Here is a 22,561-nt window from a genome sequence, read left to right on the forward strand (position 1 = left end):
CTGACGATCAATCCGCCAACCGCGGCCGCGGCCCCTGCGCTGGCGCCAACAGCCGTACCGATTGCCGTAAAGAAGCTCACAGGATCCGCCATTGCAGCGGTACAGACGCCCAGAAGGGCGCCAAGGACCAGGAAAAAGCGAATCAGACGCGCCATGCTGCCACCCCCGCCGTCAAAGGCAAAAATTGGAGGCGATCCTTGCCAGGCGCCACGATGTTCGAGCCGGTGCAGATGCCGAAACTGTGGCCCGACACACGGCCCACACGGCCACCGCTTCGTGCCAGCACCACGTCTCCGCGTTGAGCCCGCAGGCCGGGCAGCGCCGGCCCGAGAAGGGTGGATGCAGCGGCTTGAAAGCCGCCGACCGCACGCACGTGCCTGAGCGCCGTCAGCAGCCTCTTGGGCGCCAACGCGCCGCCTTGCGCGCGCAGCGGCTCGAGCGGGTCGGTTCCGCGTTGCTCACGCACCCAATCCGCTGCAATGGTCGCGCAGTCGTGCTCGAAGTAGGCGAAGCCGATGTGGCGTCGCGCGTCGATGAAAGTGTCGAGATCAATGCTCATTTGCTGTGCACACCCAGGTTCTGTCGATATTGAAGATTGGCCTGCAGCCACTTGCCGACCCAGACGGCCGGGTTGCCGATCAGGCTGGTGAGATAGACGAAACCCAGCTCACCCGGATGCCGTGCCTGGTGCTGCGCGTTGTTCATGCGCAGCGCGGCGGGATTGCTGCGCACGTCGTAGCTGGCGGTGCGGCAGTCCATGCTGATCGAGGCGTTGTTGCCATCGCGAGCGATCTTCATCTGGTCCATCACGCCGACGAAGCGCAGCACGGGCGCGCCGGTGATCTGCAGCGTGTTGGCATCGAGCATGGCGATCCAGACCCGCACACGACGGTCCTGGTAGTCGGCGGGATCGCCCAGAGCCAAGGCACGCGTTCCGATGTCCACCGGCGAGAGCGTCAGCGTGAGCTTCTCGGCCGCACCGTCTTCGCTCTCGTGCAGCTCGCCGATGGAGCCGAGGTTGCCCACGCCCTGCCAGGTCTCGCCCATGACCTGGACGCTGAGCGGCCAGTTCGTGAAGCGCGCCGTGCCCGAGCGCAGTTGCAGTTCGACCAGTGCGAGTTCGCCATAGGCGGCGGCGCTGGCGGTGGCCTGAAAGCCGCTGTTGGTGGTGACTGTCATTCCCAGGACTCCATGAGATCGAGGCTGAAGCCGCCCTGCGTGCGTGACTCCGACGACCAGTTGTTCTTGGCATCGACCTTGCGCATGAGGCAGGTCGGACGATCCCAGACCACGGCGCTGCCGGCGGCCACGGCCACGCGCAACACCGGCTCGACCGACACCACGATCAGCCCCGACGCGTTCGCCACGGCATCGGCCTGCACATGCAGCAGCTGTCGCTGGATCGATCCCTGGTTGACGCCGATCCAGTCGCCCTGCAGCAGGGTCTTGCCGGCCTGGGCCGCCCCCATCTGGATCGACAGCGACGACGCACCCGCCGCGGCGGCCAATGCCGTCCATGTGCCCCGCGCGCTACCGCGCGGGGCCGGCTGCAACATGTCGCTGACCGCGAGCACGTTGACCTGGCCGCGCAGCGCATGCACCAGGCTGCGCCACATCGCGGCCTCGTTCATCAGCGGGATGCGCTCTTCGCTCACGAGCGCACAGGTACGGCGCGGCGGTGCCAGCACGGCGACCTGCGACGAGCCGGTGTCGCCACTGCTGAAGCTCAGGTCGAAGGTCTGGATGCCGAAGTCCTGCCGCTTGACAGGCAGGGTGGGGGGCAAGGTGATGATGCTCATTGGGGCACCACCCGCATACGCTTGAGTTGTTCCATTTGGCCTTGGTTGTTTGCTTGAAGTGCACGGTCCAGATCAGCCATCACGGCGCCGCGATCGGACCTCGAATCGATGTGGAAGACAGTGGAGGGTGCGTAGTGCAGCGCGCCGCCGCCACTCGCACCTTGAGCGCTCACGCCAAGGCGGCCGTCGGAACCACGGCGCAAGGGCATGATGGCTTCGGGCCCGGCCTCGCCCATGAGGCCGATGCCGTTGGCGAAGGGGAAGAAGGTGGGCTTGCCGACCACGCTGTTGGCGTAGGCGTGCAGGCCGGGGGAGGCGAAGACGTTGCCGTTGGCGCTCTTGACCAAGCCCATTGCGTTGACCATGAACCCGAGCGGATCGCTCCCGCCGAACGTGTTCGCGAGCCCGGCGGCCGTAGACCCCGAAAACCCGCCGAACAGGCCAGAGACGGCACCCAGAATGCCTCCAAGCCCCGACAAGGAACCACCACCGGACTTGGCACCGTCCCCGCCGGACATCGCGTTCTTGAGCGAGCCCGACAACCATTTGGAGAAGCCGTCCACCGCGTCCTTCAGCGTTGCGTCGTAGAACGCATCGGCCAGCGACTGCACGAGCTTCTTCTTGAGCCCTTCGCCCATCTTGTCTATGGCATCCCGACCGCCGCCTTCCAGGAGATTCACGAAGCCGTCGCGGAACACGCCACCGATTTCGCCGGCCATCTTCTTTGACTTTTCCTCGTCCTTTTCCTTCTCCTTCTTCTGCTTCTCTTCGGTGGTTTTCAGGCTTTGAGATCTTTGAGTGACCTGCAGCAAGTCTTGCTCCGCGCTCAGGCGATCACGCAGGGACTGGATGTACGCGGGGTCGACGTTCTCGGTGGCATCGAGCTCCGTGACCTGCCGCTCCAGTTGCGCAATGTTCAGCTTCTGAATCTCTTCCTTGGACAGGCCGTACATGGCGTTCTGCTCTTCCAAGGCGCGCGTCTGCTCGCGGATTTTTTCGGTGGCCTGCTGCGAAGTTTTGAGCACCGCGTTTCGCGGCGTTGCGTCCAGCTCCGCATACGACCTTTCGGCATCGTCATTGACGAATTGGCGTTGCTGCTCGACAGCCTTCGAACGAACTTCCAGCTTCTGCCTGTCAGCAGTCGACCCTTTCTTGGAACCCAACAAGCGCAGTTCGGCCTGGATGGCGTCTTCCTGGTCTTTCAGGTCTTGCAGGCGAAGATCTCGTTTGCGGCGAACGACGTCGTAGTCGGTCAGCAGGTCCTGCTTTCGCAGACTGTCGATCTTCTTGAGACCTTCTGCTGTCTCCCTTGCTTTGGTGCTGTACGCCTCGCGTACGGCTTCAACGCCGGCTCGGAGACCTTCATCTTCGGCACGATTGATACCTGTGGATTCCCCTTTGGGGGCGAAGGATTTCTTGAGCTCTGCGACTTCTCTTTCTTGCTCGACCGCACTCGGCACTGAGAGCCTTGCGGCCTTGGCATCGACAATGCTCTTTCTATACAGATCGACGGCTGCAGCCGCTTCATCCTTCTTGTTGAATCGAGCACGGAGCTCTTTCAACGCTTCGCCCGCCTGGATGCCTTTCTGATCGACGCGAGCGCGCTCCCCTTGAAGAGTTGCATCCCTACTGTTCAGCCGCAGATCGTCCTGCAGCATCGACTGCTTCAGCCTCAGTGTCTCGATGTTGTTCTTCTTGGGAACCCCCACAGCGGCCCCGCCACCCGTTTCGGCGAACGTGCCACTGTCGTCTCCATTGCGCTTGCGGTAGCGCTCAATCTGCTCCGAAACCTCATCGATCTTCTTTTGCATCGGCTCGGCTCGACCGATGTTGCGAATGGCGTCGCTGGCGCGATTGATGGTGCCGATGATGCCCATCCACGCACGGTCCATGGTGCCGAGATTGCCAACCACCTGCTGTGTCCGTTGGCTCATGGCATCGGCGAAGGACTTCTGAGCCAAAGCTGCAGCGTCTTCCTTGCGGCCCTGGTCTTCCAACGCCTTGATTCGCTCGTACGTGCTCGCGTTCAGGTAGTGATAAGTCTCGTTGAGGCTGGCAGATGCTTTGGATGGCTCATTCGCAAGCTTGACGAAGTTCTCCGTGGCCTCGCTGATCGCAGTTCCGAGCACGCGGTTCATTTCCGCGGTGGCGCCCGCCACTTCGCTCAGGACTTCACCGCCGATCTTTCCGGTCCCGACCGCCGCCGTCAGGGCTTCGGCAGCTCGCGACTGCGTGCCTTTCGTTCCCGCGATCTCCACGGCTTTGGTCTGGAGTTGATCGTTCGTCTGACCCGCGTAGTTGCCGGAAAGGATTCTCGCGTTGGCGTAGCTTGTCGCCTCTTTGCTGCCCTGCACATAGGCGTCAGTGAGCGTGACGACGGCTTGTGTTGCCAAGCTGAGGGGAGACAGCAAGCCCTTGATGTAGCCACCCACCGCCCCGGCAGCCGGTCCAATGCCACCAAAGGTGGAAATGAGCTTGGTTCCCTCTCCCACCAGCGATGTCAAAGGCGATTGACCGCCCTGGATGCTCGAAAGCAGGCTTTGAAAGGATGAGGCGACCTCTTTGGCAGAGGCTGCGGCCTTGGCCTTGGCTTCTTCCGCCTGACTCGCTCCACTGGAGATTCTTTCGACAAACTTCGAAAATTCATTGAGGACCCGGGAGAGGTCCGCATTCATTGACGAAGCGTCCATCGTCATCCGGATTCCTATTTGGTGTGTCGCAGCCATGTCTGTATGGTCCGTTTGAGAGAAAGAAAAAATAAGGCCGACATCTGCCGGCCCCAAGCTCCTTCGATGGCCGTCGGCCCGCGCTGTCGCTAGACGTTCAGCACCGCAATGCCTTCGTCTTCCATCACCTGCAACTGCAGGAACACTTCACGCTGGCGCACACGCGGAATGCCCAGGCGCCGCATCGCCACGTCGACCGCACCGAAGTCGAGCCCCTGGAACCACGCGCCTGCCGCACCGGCGACCACTCGCCATTGCGTGCGGCAGGCGTGGAACACCTCGAAGGCTTCCTGGTGTTCCGGCCACAGCTCGAATGGCGGCGGGCCGTCCCCGTTCGCCATCGAGGAGACGAGCTTTTTCGGGTCGAGCCCGAGCGACGCGCACTGGCTGCGGAGATCGTCGTCCAGCTCGTCATGGACGCGATGCGCAACTCCGAGCACGAAGCGCGCGGTGCCCCTCAGTTTTTTACGGCGGCCGGGTACGCGTGCTCGAAGTAGCTGTAGGCAATGGCCGCCTCGAAAGTCGGCCAGTCCTCGGCTGCGGCGGCACGGTTGTCGGGCGTGCAGATGAAGGGCGCGTTGTCTTCGCCCTCCAGGCCCTTCCAGTCGGCCAGCACCATGTCGAGCAGTTCGCGGTCGGTGAGGCTGCGCGCGTCCAGCCGCGCCTGCAGCGTTTCGTTGTCGGTCTTGGACAGGCGTTTGAAGACGGCGTCGAAACGCACCTCCTCGACCTGGCCGTCACCGGGCACACGCATCACCACGGGGGCGATGAAGGTGGGCTTCACGGCGATCTTGAGCTTCTGGGGCATCGGGTTCTCTTCCTTGTGTCTTGAATGAATGACTGGGTGCTTGAGCGAATGAAGAAGAAGGCCGTGCTCAGCGCACGACGATCGACCACTCGTCGTTGCCCGAGCCGCTGGGCACGAACTCGAGCGGCACGGTGACCATCTGCACGCCGTCGACGTCGCTGTAGGTGGGCTTGCCGATCTGCGCGCGCGGCGAGAGGAACTCGACCACGTTGGTCGCGCCCTGGCCGTGCTTGAGGGCCAGGGGCACGCGCTTGCTCGAACGCGCCATGCCGATCCAGTCCTTGGTGGCCACCGAGGTGTTCTCGAAGGTGACCGAGCCGGTGGAGACGCGGGCGGTGATCTCAACCGAGTCGACGGTCATGAGGTCGCGCTTCACGACGGTGTTGCCGGCATCGAAGCTGAAGGCACTGGCCGCCACGCCCAGGCCGTCGAGCGTGAGGGTGGTGTTGGCCTTGTTCACGCCCAGCGGGTCCATGAACTTGGTGTAGTCGGCCGTGGGCAGCGGTGCATCGGCGGCAGGCACGAACAGGCCGGTGAACTCGAACTGCCACTTCGGGATGCCCTTGGCGTCGATGGTGGCCTTCACGTTGCCGTGCGCGTCGGTCATCTTGTAGACGGTGCCGTCGACGTTGCCGTAGATGGTGAGCGACTCGAGGCCGTCGGTGGCCGGTGCGAAGGTGGTGCTGACGCCGGCGGCCGTGGTGACGGCGATGGCACAGCCGCGCATGAGCGCGGCATAGGCCGGCACGTCGCCGGCGGCGGCGACGCCCGCGATCTCGACCGAGAAGGCGATCTTGCTGTACTGGGTCACCAGCACGGAGCCGCGCGAGCCGAAGTAGGGTCGCACGTTGTCGCGCTGGACCACATCGCCTTCGATGGGGGTCAGGGTGACTTCGCTGACCAGGATGGCGTTGGCCGCACCGGTCGGAAGGGCGTCGGTACCGCGTACCGTTTCAGCCTTGGCCAGGATGGCCATCTTGCGCATGAGTTTTGCCATGTCGGCGTTCTCCGTAGGTTGGTTGATGGATGAAGGGAGGGGAATGAACAGAGGGGCCTGGCTCAGAGGTAGCGCCAGGTCCGCAACTGCAGGGAGGCGCCGTGGCACTGCACGCCGCAAAAACTGACCGCACCGGTGCCGCCGACCTGCATGCCGTCGGTGGCTTTCTCGTCCTTGATCGGGCTGGGGGCGCATGCACCGCCGAAGCCCGGATCGGCGCGCACGGTGTCGCGCACGGCCTCGATCAATGCGTCGAAGGCGAGCTCCGAAGCAGCGGCGTCGTCGACGGCCATGTAGCCGTGCAAGGTCCAGGTGTCGACGCTGAGGGTGCGCCCGACATTGAGGCTGCGCTCCTCGGTGGCGTCACGGCGCAGCCACCAGCCGCGCAGCTGCTGTGCGCCGCCGGGCAGCGTGTGAAGGTAGAGCGCGCGCAGCGCGGCCTCGTCGCTCGCGAAACGCTCGCGGTCGTGAACGCGGCCGATCTGCGGCACGCCGTTCAGCGTCTGGACAATGGCCGCGCGCAGGGTGTCGAGGCCGCTCATGCCGCGGCTCCGGCCGAATGCTGCGGCGTGAAGATCGTGTGGATGGAAGTGGTGTGCATCGTTTGCTGCGTTGGTTGGTGAATCAACTGTCGCGGCCGGGCCCGAAATGCAAAAGGCCGACATCTGTCGGCCCCTGGTGCGAAAAGACGGCGGCGCACGCCTTCGTTCATGCGTTCAGTTCGCACCGGGACCCCCACCACGAAACCACTGTTTGATGGCCTCGATGAGCAGCGCAGTGCCGATGGCCATCGCGCCGCCCGAGGCGGCGCCAAACACGGCCGCGCGCTGCTCGACGGCACGCAGCCTTCCGTCGAGTGCATCGAAGCGCGCATCGAAGCTGTCCATGCGCCGGTTCTGCTGGTCCTGCCCCTCCTTCAGGGCTTGCACGAGGCCGTGGATCTGGCCGAGCAACAGCAGTTCCTGTGCGCGGGCGTGGGAGTCGCTCATGGGACGGGCCTTTCTGTGATGAACTCGATCAGCGCGCGATGCCGGAGGCGATCGGCGGCGCAGGATTCCGCGTTGAGGTGGTGGTTGTCCCAGGCGTCGTCGACGGTGAGGCCGGCGTCAGCAGCACAGGCTTCGACGGAGGTGTCAGCAAGTCCGCAGGCACCGGCGGGAACGTCCGTGCCCGCGAGGGCGCTGTTCCACAGCCAGACAGCAGCAAGGCTGAGGCGATGACCGCGGTCGACAGGGTCGCGCTGTGCATCGCCAGGCGCGACAGCATCCGGGTCCGCTCGCGGCGCGACAGGTCGCGCAGGATCGCCAGGCCGCTCAGCGCGGCGATCAGGAACAGCAGGAGGAACGACAAGAGAAACGCGCCGGCGTAGATCATGGAACGGGCCTTCGAGAGTGAAGTAGCGGGCCTGCAGGGCGCTGGCGCCGAGCTGGTAGCGGGTCGATGCGGCGCGCCCGCGCGCGTACTCGGCTTCGAGGTCTTTCGCGAATTGCGCGGCGCGCTGTGCCTCCTTGTCCTGCCAGAGGACACGCTCCTTGGTGCGGCCTGCGTCGTGCACCGCCCATCCACCGACGGCGAGCAGCAATGCGCCCGCACCGACGGCCACGGCGATCACGGAAAGTCGTGTGCCGAAGGTCATGGCGCATTCCCCTGGCATTGCGCGTGCAGGCGCAGACGGTCTTGCCAGAGTCCGCCGCAGGTCTTGTTGCCGGGCGCGGAGCAATCGGTCTTGCCCGCGTACTTCCAGCCAAGGATGGCGTCGCATGCGCCTGCGTAGTCCCCGCGGTTGAGCCGCTGCACCAGCACCGAGGTGTGGCCCGCGCGGCCGCCTGTGCAGAAGTTGAAGGCGCCGATGTTGTAAGCCAGGCTCACATAGGCGTCGTACTCGTGTTGGTGCAGCGGCACTTGCACGCACTGCTTGAGCGCGCTTTCATACGTCTGCACATCGCGCAACGCGCGCTGCAGCGCGGGCACGGGCGCCGTGGTGTCGCCCATGCGCACGCCGCCGGTGGTGCCAAAGCCGATGGTCGGCACCGCGGTGCCATGCACGGGATCGGGGTACGCCTTGTCGCTGTAGCCCTCGCGCGCGACGATGCCCACCAGCCCGGCCGCGCTGAGCGCGAGGACGGTCAGCAGTTGGCGCGGGGACGCGCCCCCTTTTTCGGCGGACGCAGGTCGCCGCCGGAACCTTCGAAAGATGTCATTGCCCATGCCCTGATGGTCGGGCGCGGGGGCCGATCGGCTGAGGTCGACATCCGCCAACCTCCTTTTCCGCGCGGGGCGCTGCCTACACTGGCCTGCCCGCCGATCGCGGGAACGCGCGGGTCAGATCTCGCCGCCGTGCCAGACGACGCGGCCGCTGATGTGCAGTTCGGCCGCCTGCTCGGCGCTGAGCACCTGCGGCTTGTAGGCGGGGTTGTAGCTGATGATCTGCAGGCCGCCGGTCGAGAAGTCGCGCTGCAGCACCTTCACGTAATCGTGGCCGTCGAGCTGGATCACGTACACGCCGTCCTGGTCGAGCGACTTGGTGGCGGTGTCGACCAGCAGGATGTCGCCGTTGTTGATCTTGTCGGCCATCGAGTCGCCGCGCGCATGGACGATGCGGGCATAGGCCGGCTTCACGCCCTTGCGCGCCATCCAGGCCCGGTTGAACGCGAAGCGGCCCATGTCTTCCTGCGAGCCGTTGTACGAGCCCCCGCCGGCGCTCACGCGCACGTCGAGCAGTTCCACCAGCACGAAGGTCTCGTCGTCGAGCCCGTTCGACAGCGGGCTGGCCGGCTGGGCGGACTGAAAAGGATTCAGCTCCGCCGGATCGACGCCCAGCGCCAGGGCCATCACATACAGCTGCGCGAGGCTGGCGTCGCTGACGCCCCGCTCGATGCGCCCCACCGTATTGAAGTGCAGACCGCTGCGCTGCGCGAGGTCGTCGATGGTGAGGCCCTTGCGCTTGCGCAGATCCCGCAACCGCGCACCCTGTGCAAGGGCCAGCTCGTTGACGCGGGCGGTCACCTGGGTGTCGTCGAAAGGGGTAGGGGTGGGCGACGTCACGATCACTCTGCTTTGTGCGAAGGCGCACATATTAAACACACAAAGGTACTTTCTCAACCCAAAAAGTGTTTCGTCGACAAGAAATATCGCTCTGCGTGTTTTTTTAGATTGTCAAAACCTGTTTTGTGTGCATAATCAAGGCCATCAACACAAAACGAGATTTTTCGATGGATTGGCACCCGGCTCAGGTTAAAGCTGCACTTGCAATGGTCGGAACCAACCTGTCGAAGTTGGCCAAAGAACACAAATACGCGCACATCAATGAAGTTCTGTACCGCCCCTGGGTTGCGGCGGAGCGCATCGTGGCCCGCGCGCTGGCGCTGGAACCCGAAGCGATCTGGCCCAGCCGTTACCGGCGTCCGCGCCACCGCGGCATTGCGATGACGCGCAATCCGCATGCGCTGGCGCCTCCCTGCGAAGGGCCGGACTGAGCCTGGCCAGCGGGCGCACCGTACGGGACTTGGCCGGGTTGCCCGGCTTGGCTCGCCAGGGTCTGGCGTGTGCGGAGGAGGAAGAAGAAACGCGTGATTTCAAGAGTGCCCGATGAAGGTTGCAGCCTTCACCGGGCGTGCCAGTGAACTGAGCAGTGCCACGAGCGAGGAGAAATGTACTGTGAGAAAAGGCTTCGTCAAGACCGAGAAAAAGACCGCGTTCGACGGCGCGATGCGCTTCGAACGACTGGCAGGAGGTGCGTGATGCAGGACACCGCCTCTTCCTCCGAATGGTTCGTCGCCAAGGCCTTGCTGGCACTCGCCGAGCAGCGCATCGCGAACGCGCAGGCCGAAGCGGCCGCGCCGCCACCGCCGCCCGACGACACCCCGGCCGAGCCGATGGCGGGCGACGGCGCCCCTTTCGCCGAACGCCTGTGGCGCCTGCTGCGCATCCGCCGCGCACTGACCACCGACGAAGCCGCGAGCCTGCTGGGCGATGCGGACGACGACGTGGCCGAGACCCGGCGCCAGGCCGGCGCACTGATGCTGTCCTGGTCGCGGCAGCGCCCGAAGGACGTGCGCATCGGCGCGCGCCGCGTCGACGGGTTGAAACGCTACGTGCTTCAGCGCGACGTGGGCGCCACGCCGCCGCAACGCACGGCAAGGGAAGGACACCCCGCATGAACGACACCACGGACCAGGCAGATCGCACGGATCGCGCGTGGGAGCAGCGACTCGCACGGGCCGTTGCCGCGCACCTCGAAGCACACGGCACGGCATCGGCCGGGGAACTCGACCGCATGCTGGCGCACCACCTCGCGGGCTACCGGCCCGAGCCGGGCAGCCCGGCGCTTCGCCGGCAACTGGCGCGGCTGGCGGACGGCGGCCACGTCCACGCCGTGACGGTCGGCGGCCGGCGGCGCTGGCGATGCGGCCCCGGGCCCGTGGCCGAGCGCATGGCCTCGGCGCGCCGCGTGACGCGGCTCGACACCAGCGTCTACATGCCCGTGCACAGCCCCGTGGTGCGGCCGGGCGCGCTTGACTTCACGCGGGTGCCGAGCCTGCTGCTCGGCACGCGGTTCGGCTACTGGGGGTCCGCGCAATGAGCAGCGCCGACCCGACCCTCACCGCCGCCCAGGTGCTGGCCGAACTGCGGACCTGCGTCGGGCGCGCGCACGGCCTGCACGTGCGCGATCTCGTCGCCCGCATCACCGGCCGCTCGACACCGGCGCCCGCCCAGGAACGCCGCGCGCGCGAACACGTCGCCGCGCTGCGGCTGCAGGGCGAGCACATCTGCGGCAAGCCTGACACCGGCTACTTCATGGCCGCCACGGCGGCCGAGCTCGACGAGACCTGCCGCTACCTGCGCAGCCGTGCCGTCTCCGGCCTGCGCATCGAAAGCCGGCTGCGCCAGGTGTCGCTGGCGGCCCTGCTCGGGCAGCTCGCCCTTTCCGACAACGACACCCCCAAGAACAACGCCAACTCCTGAGAGGACATCCCATGCAAGAAGCCATCGCACACCACCCGGGTTACTGGAAAGACGCCAACGACGCGCTGATCCCGGTGTCGAAGATCAAGCCCATCGACAAGGACCGCCATGCCGTCGTCAGCGAGCTCTGCGAGCAGGCCCGCCAGCAGAGCGCAGCGCTGATCGGTTTCAAGGTGGCCGCCATGAACGCGGTGCACGCCTTCATCGAGCGCAGCCTGGCGGCCTACGACGTGAAGCAGGGCGGCCGCAAGGGCAACGTCACGCTCGTGAGCTTCGACGGCAAGCACAAGGTGGAACGCCGGATGCAGGACACCGTCGTCTTCGACGAACGGCTGCAGGCGGCCAAGGCGCTCATCGACGAGTGCATCCAGAGCTGGAGCAAGGGCAGCAACGCCAACATCAAGGTGTTGGTGAACGATGCATTCCACGTCGACCAGCAGGGCAAGATCAGCACCGCCCGCGTGCTCGGCCTGCGCCGGCACGACATCGCCGATGCAAAGTGGCAGCAGGCGATGAGGGCGATCGGCGACAGCATGCGCATCGCCAGCACCAAGCCCTACATCCGCTTCTACGAGCGCAACGACGTCACCGGCGAGTACACGCCGATCAACCTGGACGTGGCCGCCGTATGAGCATGCACATCACCGAACCCTCTTTCTGCGCCTGGTGCATGGCGCCCGGCGCCAGCCTGCACGAGATCGCCTGCGACGCCTGCCGGCCGCAGCTCGAAGCCGCGGGCCTGGTCGAACCCTCGGCGATGCGGGAGCGCCCGCCCGCCAAGGTGCAGATCGGCCCCACCGACATCTGAAACGGAGCCCCACCCCATGAGCCCTCCCGAGTTCGTCAGCACCATGCCGTTTCCGACGCACACGATCGCGCCGTGGCCGCGCAGGGCCGCGCCAGCGCGCGACCTGCTGCCGCCCCGGTTGCGGGAGTTCGCCCGCCTGATCGGGTTGTCGGCCACCATGTCCTTCGTCGCGCGCTACGGCGGCCTGCGGATCTACATTCCGGCGAACCCGGCCCCCGACCATCCGTTCGCCGCGCTGATCGGCTTCGACAACCTGCGCGCCCTCAGCGCCGAGTACGCCGTCGACGGCACGGGGCTTCGCTTCGTGCTGCCCAAGGCCCAACGGGCCCTCGACGCCATCCGCAACGAACAGATCCGCACGGACTACAGCACGGGCAAGTCCATCCGCGCGCTGGCCGCGGAACACAGCCTCGTGGAACGTCAGGTCTCGCGCATCGTCGCGGACATTTCGCTCTGACCCGGAGGCCGGGCGGCAGGGCCCGGCCTCCTCACAGGAAAACTCTGGGGACAGTTTCCGGACAAGCCCCCTGTTATCCACAGCGAGAGCGACCTCGCCCAAGTTGTTCCTGTTTTGATAGCACCGCGAAAGCACAGGAGCGCACAGTGTCCGGGGTGTGACAAGTTGTTGTCAGGCAAGGGAAAAAGCGCCCTGTCCACAGGGCGGGTTTACCCTTATCTACTACTACTAACTTAAATAAGAAGAATAAATAGAGAAGAGAGCAGGAAGCCCGCGCCCGAAAAAGAGGCCGGGCGGGGGTCGAAGGGTTAGCCCGATAGGTCGAATCCGTCTCGGTTGATACGATTTTTCTCAAAGCGCCGATCCCCAGGGCGTTGGAGACAAGATGGACCTGAGCAACCCCCCAGGCGCCGGCGAGGCGCTGTACCGCGTCATGGTGCGCATCCGTGCCTTCGAGAACGCCGCCGAAACCGCCAGCCAGGGCGGGGTCAGCGCCTACGGCCAGCAGGCGGGCGGCGCCGCCAAGGTGCGCGGGCCGCTGCACCTGTCGACCGGGCAGGAAGCGGTGCCGGCGGGCGTGTGCGCCCACCTGCGCGCGAGCGACTACCTCACCTCCACGCACCGCGGCCACGGCCACACGCTGGCCAAGGGCGCGGACCTCACGCGGATGATGTGCGAGCTGTTCGGCAAGGCCACGGGCTTCAACGGCGGCAAGGGCGGCTCGATGCACATCGCGGATTTCTCGGTGGGCATGCTGGGCGCCAACGGCGTGGTCGCGGCGGGCTTGCCGATCGCGGTGGGCGCGGCGCATGCGCAAAAGCTCTTGAAGCGCAGCGACGACATCACGGTCTGCTTCTTCGGCGACGGCGCGATCAACCGCGGCCCGTTCCTCGAAGCGCTGAACTGGGCCCGCGTGTACGACCTGCCCGTGCTCTTCGTCTGCGAGGACAACCGCTGGAGCGCGACCACCGCGAGCGGCCCGATGACGGCCGGCGACGGCGCCTCGGCGCGCGCCGCGTCGATGGACATCGCGGCCACGCAGGTCGACGGCAACGACGTGTTCGCGGTGCATGCCGCTGCCGCACGGCTGGTGGCCGAGGTGCGCAGCGGCACGGGACCGCGCCTGCTGCACGCGCTCACCTACCGCGTGAAGGGCCATGTGTCGGTCGACCTCGCGGCCTACCGCGACCCGGCCGAACTGGCCGCCGCGCTGGAAACCGACCCGATCGCGCGCGCCCGCGGCCACCTGCTGGACACCGGCGTGGCCGCCGCGACGCTGGACGCCATCGAGAACGCCGCGCGCGACGAGGTGGACACGGCCCTGGCCGTGGCCGACGCGGCGCCCTGGCCCGAGGCGAGCGCCGCCTTCACCGACGTGCAGACCACGGGAGCAGGCCAATGGCTGTGACGACGCTGAGTTATTCCGAAGCCGCCGTGCGCGCGCTGCAGCAGGAGATGGACGCCGACCCGCGCGTGGTCGTGCTCGGCGAGGACGTGGGCCGCGGCGGCATCTTCGGCCAGTACAAGGGGCTGCAGCAGCAGTACGGCGCCGAACGCGTGATCGACACGCCGATCAGCGAGGCCGCGATCATGGGCGCCGGCGTGGGCATGGCGCTCGCCGGGCTGCGCCCCGTGGTCGAGATGCGCGTGGTCGACTTCGCGCTGTGCGGCATGGACGAGCTGGTGAACCAGGCCGCGAAGAACCGCTTCATGTTCGGCGGCCAGGGCCGCCTGCCACTGGTGGCGCGCATGCCGGGCGGCATCTGGGACGCGTCCGCGGCGCAGCATTCGCAGTCGCTCGAGGCCTGGTTCGCGCACCTGCCGGGCGTGGTGGTGGTGAGCCCCTCGACGCCGCAGGACAACCACGGCCTGCTTCGCGCGGCGCTGCAGTGCGGCGACCCGGTGGTCTACATCGAGCACAAGACGCTGTGGGGCCTGCGTGGCGAGGTGGACGACACGCTGGCCGTGCGGCTGGGCCAGGCGGCGCGCGTGCGCGAGGGCAACGCGCTCACGCTGGTGAGCTGGAGCAAGCAGATGCAGCCTTGCGCCGCGGCCTGCGACGCGCTGGCGGCCGAGGGCATCGCGGTCGACCTGATCGACCTGCGCACGCTGTGGCCGTGGGACCGCGAGACGGTGCTGTCGTCGTGCGCGCGCACGGGGCGGCTGCTGGTGGTGCACGAGGCGGTGCAGGCCGCGGGTTTCGGCGCCGAGATCGCCGCGAGCGCGGCCGAGGCCACGGGCTGCCGCGTCGCGCGGCTGGGCGCGCCGCGCATCCCGGTCGGCTACGCGCCGGTGCTGGAGGCGCAGTCGCGCGTCGGTGTAGACGCGATCGTGGCGGCGGCGAAGAAGCTGGCCGGCTGACACGCGCGAACCCGAACGGCCATGGACCCGCTCTTCTTCAAGCTGGTGCGGGTTGTCAACCTCACGGCGCGGCCGTTCCATGAGCGCGTGGGGCGCGAGCACCAGCTCACGCTGAACGAGTGGCGCGCGATGGCCGTGCTGGCCGCGCAGCCGGGGCTCAGCGCCACGCAGGTCGCCGACCTCACCGGCCTGGACAAGATGGCCGTGAGCCGCGCGCTGGCGGGCCTGAAGCGCCACCAGCGCGTGCAGCGCCGCAGCGACCCGACCGACCAGCGCTGCAGCCGCCTGTACCTCACGGCCGCCGGCAAGGCGCTGCACGCCACCGTCGGCGCGCTGGGACGGCAGCGCGAGGCCGAGCTGTTCGCGGGCGTCGATGCGGGCGAGCTGGCCCGCCTGAGCGACACGCTCGACACGCTGATCCGCGCGGTGGAGCGCGCGCCCGACTCAGGCACTGCCGGTCAGACCGTGTAGCCGCCGTCCACGCTCAGGTTGGCGCCAGTGACGAAGCCGCCGTCCGGGCCCACGAGGTAGGCGACCATGCCTGCGATTTCTTCGGCGCGGCCGTGGCGCGGCAGCACCATCACGTCGTGCATCGAGGCGGCGCGCGGGCCGGTGGCGGGGTTCATGGCGGTGTCGATCGGGCCTGGCTGCACGTTGTTCACGGTGATGCCGCGCGGGCCGAGGTCGCGCGCCAGGCCGCGCGTGAGGCCGACGATGGCGGCCTTGCTCATCGCGTAGACGCTGGCGCCCGCGTCCAGCACGCGCTCGGCGTTGATGCTGCCGATGTTGACGATGCGGCCCGTGCCGTCGCCCATGTGGCGCGCGGCGGCCTGGACGGCCACGAAGGTGGCGCGCACGTTGACGTCGATGGTGCGGTCGAAGTCTTCGAGCGAGAAGGTGTCGAGTTCGCCGCCGAGGTACACGCCGGCGTTGTTCACCAGGATGTCGAGCCGCTCGAAGGCGCGCGCGCCCTGGGCAATGGCGGCCGTGAGCGCGGCGGCGTCGCCGGCGTCGGCACGGATGGCCAGCGCGCGGCCGCCGGCGGCCTGGATCTCGCCGGCGAGCTTGTCGGCCTCGGCTTGGGCGCTGACGTAGGTGAAGGCCACGGCCGCGCCGTCGCGCGCCAGCCGGCGCACGATGGCGGCGCCGATGCCGCGCGAGCCGCCGGTGACGAAGGCGACCTTGCCGGCCAGGACGGGGGAAGAGGAGGAGGACACAGAGGTGGAAGCCATGATTTTTCCGATCGGGTGGAGGAGGAAGGCCTTCAGTGTCGGAATTCCATTCCCTTTGCGGTAGCCATCAATCAGCCCGATCAGATTCAACCCAAAGTTGAAGATGAACGCCAGAATGGCGGCATGGAACCGCTCAATCACCTCGAATCCTTCGTGCAGAGCGCTGAGGGCGGCAGCTTCTCGGCGGCCGCGCGGCGCCTGGGGCTCACGCCCGCGGCGGTGAGCAAGAACGTGGCGCGGCTCGAGGCACGGCTGGGCGTGCGGCTGTTCCAGCGCAGCACGCGCCGGCTCACGCTGACCGAGGCCGGCGAGCGTTTCCTGGCGCAAGTGGGCGGCGCGCTGGCCACGCTGCAGGACGCGGTGGCCGGCCTCGCGCAGGACGACGGCCAGCCCTCGGGCACGCTGAAGGTGAGCATGGGCCAGGCCTTCGGGCGCGAGCATGTGCTGCCGTTCATGGGCGACTTCCTGGCGCGCTACCCGGGCATCGTGCCCGACTGGCATTTCGACAACCAGCAGGTCGACCTGGTCGGCGAGGGCTTCGACGCGGCCATCGGCGGCGGCATCGCGCTGTCGCCCGGCGTGGTGGCGCGCGAGCTGGCACGCATCCACGTGGTCGCGGTGGCGGCGCCGGCCTACCTGGCGGGGCGCGCGCTGCCCGCGCACCCGTCCGAGCTGGCGCGCTTCGACGTGCTGCTGCGCCGCTCCTCGCCCACGGGCCGGCTGCGACCGTGGACGCTGCGGCATGCGAGCGGCGAGGAAACCATGGTCGACCTGCCGGCGCGACCGCGCGCGATCTTCAACGACCCCGAGGCGATCGCGCAGGCGGCGCTGCTGGGGCTCGGCGTGGCGATGCTGCCGATGCCTTTCGTGGAACGCGGCCTGCGCAGCGGCGCGCTGGTGCGGCTGCTGCCCGGGTGGTACCAGGATTCGGGCGCCGTGTGGATCTACTACCCGAGCAAGAAGCTGCTGCCGCCCAAGACGCGGGTGTTCGTCGACTTCGTGCTGGCGCGCTTTCGCGAAGCGCAGTTCGCGCAGCGGATGCAGGTGGGCTGAGCGGCGATGTCCATCGAAGGCCGGGGTTTTTACTCGCGACGCCTTTGGCGCCCCCCTGTACAAAGGCGCGCATGACTTCCATCTCCCGCTCTTCTTCCGTCACTTCCTCCACCCGCCGCTTCGCGCTCGTCGCCACGGCGGCAGCCACCCTCGCGCTGCTGGGCGGCGCCGCGCACGCGCAGGCCACCTGGCCGACCAAGCCGGTGCGCATCGTCGTGCCCTTCGCGGCCGGCGGCACCACCGACATCCTGGCGCGCGCGGTAGCGCCCGAACTCTCGAAGGCCTTCGGCCAGCAGTTCATCGTGGACAACCGCGCGGGCGCCGGCGGCAACGTGGGTGCCGAGATCGTCGCGCGCTCGCCCAACGACGGCTACACGCTGCTGATGGGCACGGTGGGCACGCACGGCATCAACCGCGCGCTGTACCCCAAGCTGCCCTTCGACCCGATCAAGGACTTCGTGCCGATCACCCTGGTGGCCGCGGTGCCGAACGTGATGGAGATGAACGCCGAGAAAGCCAAGTCGCTGAACATCCGCAACGTGCAGGATTTCATCAAGTACGCGAAGGCGAATCCCGGCAAGCTGAACATGGCATCGAGCGGCAGCGGCACCTCGATCCACCTGGCAGGCGAACTCTTCAAGAGCATGACGGGCACTTTCATGGCCCACATTCCGTACAAGGGCTCGGGCCCGGCGCTGCTGGACATGGTGGGCGGCAATGCCGATGTGATGTTCGACAACCTGCCCTCGTCGATGGCGCAGATCAAGGGCGGCAAGCTCACGGCGCTGGCCGTGACCAGTTCGCAGCGCTCGCCCGCGCTGCCCGATGTGCCGACGGTGGCAGAAGCCGGCGGCCCCGCGCTCAAGGGCTACGAGGCGAGCTCATGGTTCGGGTTGCTGGCGCCGGCCGGCACCTCGCCGGAGATCGTGAACCGCATCCAGCAGGAAGTGGCCAAGTCGCTGGGCACGCCGGCGATCAAGGAAAAGATGCTGGCCCAGGGCGCGATCCCGAGCGGCAATTCGCCGGCGGACTTCACGAAGCTCATTGCGAGTGAGCATGTGAAGTGGGCGAAGGTCGTGAAAGACTCCGGCGCAAAGGTGGACTAACCCCCAGTCTTCGCGCACTTCGTGTCGCTACGCCAACCCCCTTGCAGGGGGCAACACCTGCGGCCCGGCAAAGCCGGTTCCGCGGTGTTACTCGAAAAGACAGGGTGACTTGCTGAGGTCGGGGCTCAGGTCCCCCAGGTCACATCCTTGCTCTCGGCCTTTGAGTCCTTGAGCATGTGCAGCAGCGGTGCGGCGCGCTGGTGCAGGCCGACATGCTGCTTCTCGGCGTCGGCGTCGTGGCCTTCGACGACGTGTTCGTCGTGGTTGTGCGGCGCAGGCTTGCTGCTTTCGAGCGCCAGTGCGGCTTCGAGGGCAGCGATGGCGCCGGGGATCTGCTCGACCGTGATGATGCCCTGCGGCGCGGCCGGCTTGCCGACGATGTCGAGCAGCTGGCGCGCATGCACCTCGAGCATCACGAAGTCTGGGGCGGCCCGGGATTTGAAGCGGTAGAGCATGGTGGTGGTGTCCTCACTTATTTGTAGATGTAATCACGGGCAAAAGGGTACACCGATTGCGCACCGCGCAAGACGTCTGTGCGCCCTACATTGCCGTCAGGCTTTGTCGACAGCATCTGGTGCAGCGAGATCCAGCCCTGCTCGAAGCTCATCGCCGAGCCCGCGAGGTACAGGCGGTAGGCGCGAAGGATGCGCTCGGCGTTCTCGCCCTGGCGCCCGCCACTGCGGCCCAGCACCTCGCGCGCGGCATCGAGCTGCGCCTCGAGCGCGTCCGACCAGGCCCACAGCGTGCGCGCGTAGTGCGGGCGCAGGCTTTCGGTGTCGACCATCTCCAGCCCGGCCGCCGCGGTCTCGCGCAGCACGTGCGTCACGTGCAGCAGCTCGCCGCCGGGGAAGATGTATTTTTCGATGAAGTCGCCCATGCCGGCGCCGAGCTGGCGGTAGTTCAGCTCGCCCGAGGTGATGCCGTGGTTGAGCACCAGCCCGCCCGGCTTGAGCAGCGTGTGGATCTTGCGGAAGTAGGTCGGCATGTTGGCCGCGCCCACGTGCTCGAACATGCCCACCGACGAGATCTTGTCGAAGGGCTGCGCGTCGGGCAGCTCGCGGTAGTCGCGCAGCTCCACGCGCACGCGGCCCTGCAGGCCTTTTTCCTCGATGAGCCGCTGCACATGCGCATGCTGGTTCTTCGACAGCGTGATGCCGGTGGCGTCCACGCCGTAGTGCTCGGCCGCCCACAGCAGCAGCGCGCCCCAGCCCGAGCCGACGTCGAGGTAACGCTCGCCGGGCTGCAGCATGAGCTTGCGGCAGATGTGGTCGAGCTTGGCTTCCTGCGCCTGCGCCAGCGTGAGCTCGGGCGTGCGGAAGTAGGCGCATGAATAGACGCGGCGCGGGTCCAGCCACAGCGCGTAGAAATCGTCGGAGACGTCGTAGTGGAACTCGATCTGCGCGGCGTCCTTGCGCAGCGAGTGCGAGCCGCGCGACTTGGCGCGGTGCTGCAGGCGGCTCCACCAGCTGGTGTCGGTCTCGGCCGGGTTGCCAGGCAACAGGCCGACGGTGGCGTCGATCAGGTCGCGCATGGCGCCCTCGATCTGCACCTTGCCCTCGACGTAGGCCTCGCCGATGGCCCCGACCTGCCGGCCGGCCAGCTTGGCCAGCACCGACCACTCCTTGAAAGCCAGCGTCACGCGCGAACCCGCCTGGGCGACCCGGCGCCCGTCGGGCAACTCCAGTGCGATGGGCACGGGCAGCGAGGCCAGCTGCGACTCGATCTTGGGTATCAAGTGTTGCATGCGTCCATGGTATTGATTTTTCCAAGGATTTGCATGACATCGCGCAGCCGCGCGGGCCGGGAGCCTCTGCAGAGAAGCCCTCGTTGACAACAGATTGTTTATGCCTAAACTATTCAACCATGAACAGCTTGACCTCCCCCCGCCTCGCGCCCGCCTCGGACCTCCAGCGCATCCTGTGCATCGGTGGGGGTCCAGCCGGCCTGTATTTCGCCCTGCTGATGAAGGCCCGCAACCCGGCACTGCAGATCACGGTGGTCGAACGCAACCGCCCCTTCGACACCTTCGGCTGGGGCGTGGTGCTCAGCGACCAGACGCTGGGCAACCTGCGCGAAGCCGACGGCCCCACGGCCGCGCTCATCGGCAACGAGTTCCACCACTGGGACGACATCCAGGTCTTCTTCAAGGGCCGCCAGGTGCGCTCCGGCGGCCACGGCTTCTGCGGCATCGGCCGCAAGCGCCTGTTGAACATCCTGCAGGAACGCTGCCTCGAGCTCGGCGTGGAGCTGGTGTTCGAGACCGACGCCACCGACGACCAGGCCATTGCCGCGCAGTACAAGGCCGACCTGGTCATTGCCAGCGACGGCCTCAACAGCCGCATCCGCCAGCGCTATGCCGACGTGTTCAAGCCCGACATCGACCTGCGCAACTGCCGCTTCGTCTGGCTGGGCACGCACCAGACCTTCGACGCCTTCACCTTCGCCTTCGAACAGACCGAGCACGGCTGGTTCCAGGCGCATGCCTACCAGTTCGACGACAAGACCTCGACCTTCATCGTCGAGACGCCCGAAGCCGTGTGGAAGGCCCACGGCCTCGACCAGATGGAGCAGCCCGAGGCCATCGCCTTCTGCGAGAAGCTGTTCGCCAAGTACCTGGGCGGCCATTCGCTCATCAGCAACGCCACGCACCTGCGCGGCTCGGCCAACTGGATCCGCTTTCCGCGCGTGGTGTGCGAGCGCTGGACGCACCGCATCGACGTCGAGGGCCGCTCGGTGCCCGTCGTGCTCATGGGCGACGCCGCGCACACGGCGCACTTCTCGATCGGCTCGGGCACCAAGCTCGCGCTCGAGGACGCGATCGACCTGGCCAACGAATTCGCGCAGGGCGGCACCGTCGACCACGTGCTCGAGGGCTATGAAGCACGCCGCAGCGTCGAAGTGCTGAAGATCCAGAACGCCGCGCGCAACTCCACCGAATGGTTCGAGAACGTGCCGCGCTACACGGGCATGGAGATCGAGCAGTTCGCCTACTCGCTGCTCACGCGCTCGCAGCGCATCAGCCACGAGAACCTGCGCGTGCGCGACACGCAATGGCTCGGCGGCTACGAGCAGTGGCTGGCGGGCGGCAAGGCCGTGGCGCCGATGCTGATGCCGCTGAAGGTGCGCGGCCTCGAACTCAAGAACCGCATCGTGGTCTCGCCGATGGCGACCTACAGCGCGGTCGACGGCGTGCCGCAAGACTTCCTGCTGGTGCACCTGGGCGCACGCGCGCTCGGCGGCGCCGCGATGGTGTGCGTCGAGATGACGAGCCCGACGCCCGAGGGCCGCATCACGCCGGCCTGCACGGGCCTGTACAACGACACGCAGCAGGCCGCGTTCAAGCGCATCGTCGACTTCGTGCACACACAGTCGAGCGCGAAGATCGCGATCCAGCTCGGCCACAGCGGCCCCAAGGGCTCGACGCGCGTGGGCTGGGAAGGCACCGACGAGCCGCTCGAAAGCGGCAACTGGCCCGTGCTCGGCGCGAGCGCCCTGCCCTACGGTGAACAGAACCAGCTGCCGGCCGCGATCACGCGCGCCGAGATGGACACGCTGCGCGACCAGTTCGTCGATTCCACGCGCCGCGCGGTCGAGTGCGGCTTCGACTGGCTCGAGCTGCACTGCGCGCACGGCTACCTGCTGTCGGCCTTCATCAGCCCGCTCACCAACCTGCGCACCGACGAGTACGGCGGCGACATCGAAGCACGCTGCCGCTACCCGCTCGAAGTGTTCCGCGCGATGCGCGCCGTGTGGCCGGCCGACAAGCCGATGAGCGTGCGCATCTCGGCCCACGACTGGGCGCCTGGCGGCAACACCGATGCCGATGCCGTGGTGGTCGCGCGCCTCTTCAAGGAGGCCGGTGCCGACTTCATCGACGTGTCCTCGGGCCAGACCACGCGCGCCGCCAAGCCCGTGTACGGCCGCATGTACCAGACGCCGTTCGCCGACCGCATCCGCAACGAGGTCGGCATCTCGACCATCGCGGTGGGCGCCATCACCGACGCCGACCAGGCCAACAGCATCATCGCGGCCGGCCGCGCCGACCTGTGCGCCGTGGCGCGCCCGCACCTGGCCGACCCGGCCTGGACGCTGCACGAGGCCGCCAAGCTGCAAAGCCGCGACGTCGACTGGCCCAAGCAGTACCTGAGCGGCCGCGACCAGATGTACCGCGAGATCGCCAAGCAGCAGCAGATCGCCGCAGCCACCGCTGCCGCAGGCCGCGCGGCCGACGCCGAAGAGACACACTGAC

Annotated in this window: 29 protein-coding genes; 14 read left to right on the forward strand and 15 right to left on the reverse strand. The window is 67.4% G+C overall.

Annotated elements, in window-relative coordinates; genetic code table 11:
* Window positions 1-142: 142 nt before the first annotated feature.
* From FFI97_RS31375 to FFI97_RS31425, 12 genes are all read right to left on the reverse strand, one after another.
* Window positions 143-559 (reverse strand): DUF6950 family protein, encoded by a 417-nt coding sequence (locus FFI97_RS31375; protein WP_139700579.1) that lies wholly within the window; start codon window positions 557-559, stop codon window positions 143-145.
* The gene (locus FFI97_RS31380) at window positions 556-1,179 is read right to left on the reverse strand and encodes a hypothetical protein (RefSeq protein ID WP_139700581.1); all 624 of its coding nucleotides are present in this window, start codon (window positions 1,177-1,179) and stop codon (window positions 556-558) included. Before FFI97_RS31380 ends, FFI97_RS31375 begins: the two co-directional genes overlap by 4 nt.
* Window positions 1,176-1,799: a hypothetical protein gene (locus FFI97_RS31385; protein WP_139700583.1), complete on the reverse strand. Its 624-nt coding sequence runs from the start codon at window positions 1,797-1,799 to the stop codon at window positions 1,176-1,178. The genes FFI97_RS31380 and FFI97_RS31385 overlap by 4 nt, the downstream gene beginning before the upstream one ends.
* Entirely contained in the window at window positions 1,796-4,495 is a 2,700-nt protein-coding gene (locus FFI97_RS31390) for a phage tail tape measure protein (RefSeq protein ID WP_185993762.1), read from the reverse strand. Before FFI97_RS31390 ends, FFI97_RS31385 begins: the two co-directional genes overlap by 4 nt.
* 119 nt (window positions 4,496-4,614) lie before the next feature.
* Window positions 4,615-4,965, reverse strand: a complete 351-nt coding sequence (locus FFI97_RS31395; RefSeq protein ID WP_139700586.1) for a DUF1799 domain-containing protein — start codon at window positions 4,963-4,965, stop codon at window positions 4,615-4,617.
* Window positions 4,966-4,982: 17 nt separating this feature from the next.
* Window positions 4,983-5,333, reverse strand: coding sequence for a hypothetical protein (locus FFI97_RS31400; RefSeq protein WP_095950412.1), 351 nt, complete (start codon window positions 5,331-5,333; stop codon window positions 4,983-4,985).
* A 67-nt stretch (window positions 5,334-5,400) separates the two neighbouring features.
* Complete coding sequence (locus FFI97_RS31405) at window positions 5,401-6,330, reverse strand: hypothetical protein (protein WP_139700588.1); 930 nt, start codon at window positions 6,328-6,330, stop codon at window positions 5,401-5,403.
* Between the two features lie 62 nt (window positions 6,331-6,392).
* On the reverse strand, window positions 6,393-6,872 hold the full coding sequence (locus FFI97_RS31410; protein ID WP_139700590.1) for a hypothetical protein: 480 nt from the start codon (window positions 6,870-6,872) through the stop codon (window positions 6,393-6,395).
* Window positions 6,873-7,046: 174 nt separating this feature from the next.
* Window positions 7,047-7,319 (reverse strand): hypothetical protein, encoded by a 273-nt coding sequence (locus FFI97_RS31415; protein ID WP_235944287.1) that lies wholly within the window; start codon window positions 7,317-7,319, stop codon window positions 7,047-7,049.
* A complete protein-coding gene (locus tag FFI97_RS34210) occupies window positions 7,316-7,966 on the reverse strand; it encodes a hypothetical protein (RefSeq protein WP_260685236.1) in 651 nt (216 codons plus the stop codon). Before FFI97_RS34210 ends, FFI97_RS31415 begins: the two co-directional genes overlap by 4 nt.
* Complete coding sequence (locus FFI97_RS31420) at window positions 7,963-8,538, reverse strand: lysozyme (RefSeq protein WP_095950431.1); 576 nt, start codon at window positions 8,536-8,538, stop codon at window positions 7,963-7,965. Before FFI97_RS31420 ends, FFI97_RS34210 begins: the two co-directional genes overlap by 4 nt.
* A 114-nt stretch (window positions 8,539-8,652) precedes the next feature.
* The gene (locus FFI97_RS31425) at window positions 8,653-9,375 is read right to left on the reverse strand and encodes an XRE family transcriptional regulator (RefSeq protein WP_221937729.1); all 723 of its coding nucleotides are present in this window, start codon (window positions 9,373-9,375) and stop codon (window positions 8,653-8,655) included.
* A gap of 167 nt (window positions 9,376-9,542) precedes the next feature.
* Between FFI97_RS31425 and FFI97_RS31430 the strand changes: the two genes are divergently transcribed.
* The 11 genes from FFI97_RS31430 (at window position 9,543) to FFI97_RS31475 (ending at window position 15,392) form a co-directional block, all read left to right on the forward strand.
* The gene (locus FFI97_RS31430) at window positions 9,543-9,806 is read left to right on the forward strand and encodes a helix-turn-helix domain-containing protein (protein ID WP_139700824.1); all 264 of its coding nucleotides are present in this window, start codon (window positions 9,543-9,545) and stop codon (window positions 9,804-9,806) included.
* Window positions 9,807-9,918: 112 nt separating this feature from the next.
* Complete coding sequence (locus FFI97_RS33730) at window positions 9,919-10,071, forward strand: hypothetical protein (RefSeq protein WP_185993763.1); 153 nt, start codon at window positions 9,919-9,921, stop codon at window positions 10,069-10,071.
* Window positions 10,071-10,490: a hypothetical protein gene (locus tag FFI97_RS31435; RefSeq protein WP_144004552.1), complete on the forward strand. Its 420-nt coding sequence runs from the start codon at window positions 10,071-10,073 to the stop codon at window positions 10,488-10,490. Before FFI97_RS33730 ends, FFI97_RS31435 begins: the two co-directional genes overlap by 1 nt.
* Window positions 10,487-10,912, forward strand: coding sequence for a hypothetical protein (locus tag FFI97_RS31440; protein WP_139700593.1), 426 nt, complete (start codon window positions 10,487-10,489; stop codon window positions 10,910-10,912). Before FFI97_RS31435 ends, FFI97_RS31440 begins: the two co-directional genes overlap by 4 nt.
* Window positions 10,909-11,295, forward strand: coding sequence for a hypothetical protein (locus FFI97_RS31445; RefSeq protein ID WP_139700595.1), 387 nt, complete (start codon window positions 10,909-10,911; stop codon window positions 11,293-11,295). The genes FFI97_RS31440 and FFI97_RS31445 overlap by 4 nt, the downstream gene beginning before the upstream one ends.
* An 11-nt stretch (window positions 11,296-11,306) precedes the next feature.
* Complete coding sequence (locus tag FFI97_RS31450; RefSeq protein ID WP_095950404.1) at window positions 11,307-11,927, forward strand: DUF3164 family protein; 621 nt, start codon at window positions 11,307-11,309, stop codon at window positions 11,925-11,927.
* Window positions 11,924-12,103, forward strand: coding sequence for a hypothetical protein (locus FFI97_RS31455; protein WP_139700597.1), 180 nt, complete (start codon window positions 11,924-11,926; stop codon window positions 12,101-12,103). Before FFI97_RS31450 ends, FFI97_RS31455 begins: the two co-directional genes overlap by 4 nt.
* Window positions 12,104-12,119: 16 nt before the next feature.
* Window positions 12,120-12,560, forward strand: a complete 441-nt coding sequence (locus FFI97_RS31460) for a hypothetical protein (protein ID WP_253252566.1) — start codon at window positions 12,120-12,122, stop codon at window positions 12,558-12,560.
* Window positions 12,561-12,945: 385 nt separating this feature from the next.
* Window positions 12,946-13,968, forward strand: coding sequence for a thiamine pyrophosphate-dependent dehydrogenase E1 component subunit alpha (locus FFI97_RS31465; RefSeq protein ID WP_139700600.1), 1,023 nt, complete (start codon window positions 12,946-12,948; stop codon window positions 13,966-13,968).
* Window positions 13,959-14,921: an alpha-ketoacid dehydrogenase subunit beta gene (locus FFI97_RS31470; protein ID WP_139700601.1), complete on the forward strand. Its 963-nt coding sequence runs from the start codon at window positions 13,959-13,961 to the stop codon at window positions 14,919-14,921. The genes FFI97_RS31465 and FFI97_RS31470 overlap by 10 nt, the downstream gene beginning before the upstream one ends.
* Before the next feature lie 21 nt (window positions 14,922-14,942).
* On the forward strand, window positions 14,943-15,392 hold the full coding sequence (locus tag FFI97_RS31475; RefSeq protein WP_062474846.1) for a MarR family winged helix-turn-helix transcriptional regulator: 450 nt from the start codon (window positions 14,943-14,945) through the stop codon (window positions 15,390-15,392).
* On the opposite strand, the gene FFI97_RS31480 is transcribed toward FFI97_RS31475, so the two are convergent.
* A complete protein-coding gene (locus FFI97_RS31480) occupies window positions 15,380-16,153 on the reverse strand; it encodes an SDR family oxidoreductase (RefSeq protein WP_139700602.1) in 774 nt (257 codons plus the stop codon). The genes FFI97_RS31475 and FFI97_RS31480 overlap by 13 nt on opposite strands.
* A gap of 123 nt (window positions 16,154-16,276) precedes the next feature.
* Here FFI97_RS31480 and FFI97_RS31485 point away from each other — a divergent pair, with 123 nt between their 5' ends.
* Both FFI97_RS31485 and FFI97_RS31490 read left to right on the forward strand, forming a co-directional pair.
* On the forward strand, window positions 16,277-17,206 hold the full coding sequence (locus FFI97_RS31485) for a LysR family transcriptional regulator (protein WP_139700604.1): 930 nt from the start codon (window positions 16,277-16,279) through the stop codon (window positions 17,204-17,206).
* Window positions 17,207-17,277: 71 nt separating this feature from the next.
* On the forward strand, window positions 17,278-18,312 hold the full coding sequence (locus tag FFI97_RS31490; protein ID WP_139700606.1) for a Bug family tripartite tricarboxylate transporter substrate binding protein: 1,035 nt from the start codon (window positions 17,278-17,280) through the stop codon (window positions 18,310-18,312).
* Between the two features lie 125 nt (window positions 18,313-18,437).
* Here the strand turns inward: FFI97_RS31490 and FFI97_RS31495 are convergent, their stop codons facing one another.
* Window positions 18,438-18,767: a DUF1840 domain-containing protein gene (locus FFI97_RS31495; protein WP_139700608.1), complete on the reverse strand. Its 330-nt coding sequence runs from the start codon at window positions 18,765-18,767 to the stop codon at window positions 18,438-18,440.
* A 17-nt stretch (window positions 18,768-18,784) separates the two neighbouring features.
* Window positions 18,785-20,056, reverse strand: a complete 1,272-nt coding sequence (locus tag FFI97_RS31500) for a class I SAM-dependent methyltransferase (protein WP_139700610.1) — start codon at window positions 20,054-20,056, stop codon at window positions 18,785-18,787.
* Window positions 20,057-20,175: 119 nt separating this feature from the next.
* Here FFI97_RS31500 and FFI97_RS31505 point away from each other — a divergent pair, with 119 nt between their 5' ends.
* Window positions 20,176-22,560 carry a bifunctional salicylyl-CoA 5-hydroxylase/oxidoreductase gene (locus FFI97_RS31505; RefSeq protein ID WP_139700612.1) on the forward strand — a complete coding sequence of 795 codons (2,385 nt, stop codon included), beginning with the start codon at window positions 20,176-20,178 and terminating at the stop codon, window positions 22,558-22,560.
* Window position 22,561: the final 1 nt, after the last annotated feature.

Origin of the sequence: Variovorax sp. KBS0712 (genome assembly GCF_006323185.2) — a bacterium.
Taxonomy (GTDB): Bacteria; Pseudomonadota; Gammaproteobacteria; order Burkholderiales; family Burkholderiaceae_C; genus Variovorax; species Variovorax boronicumulans.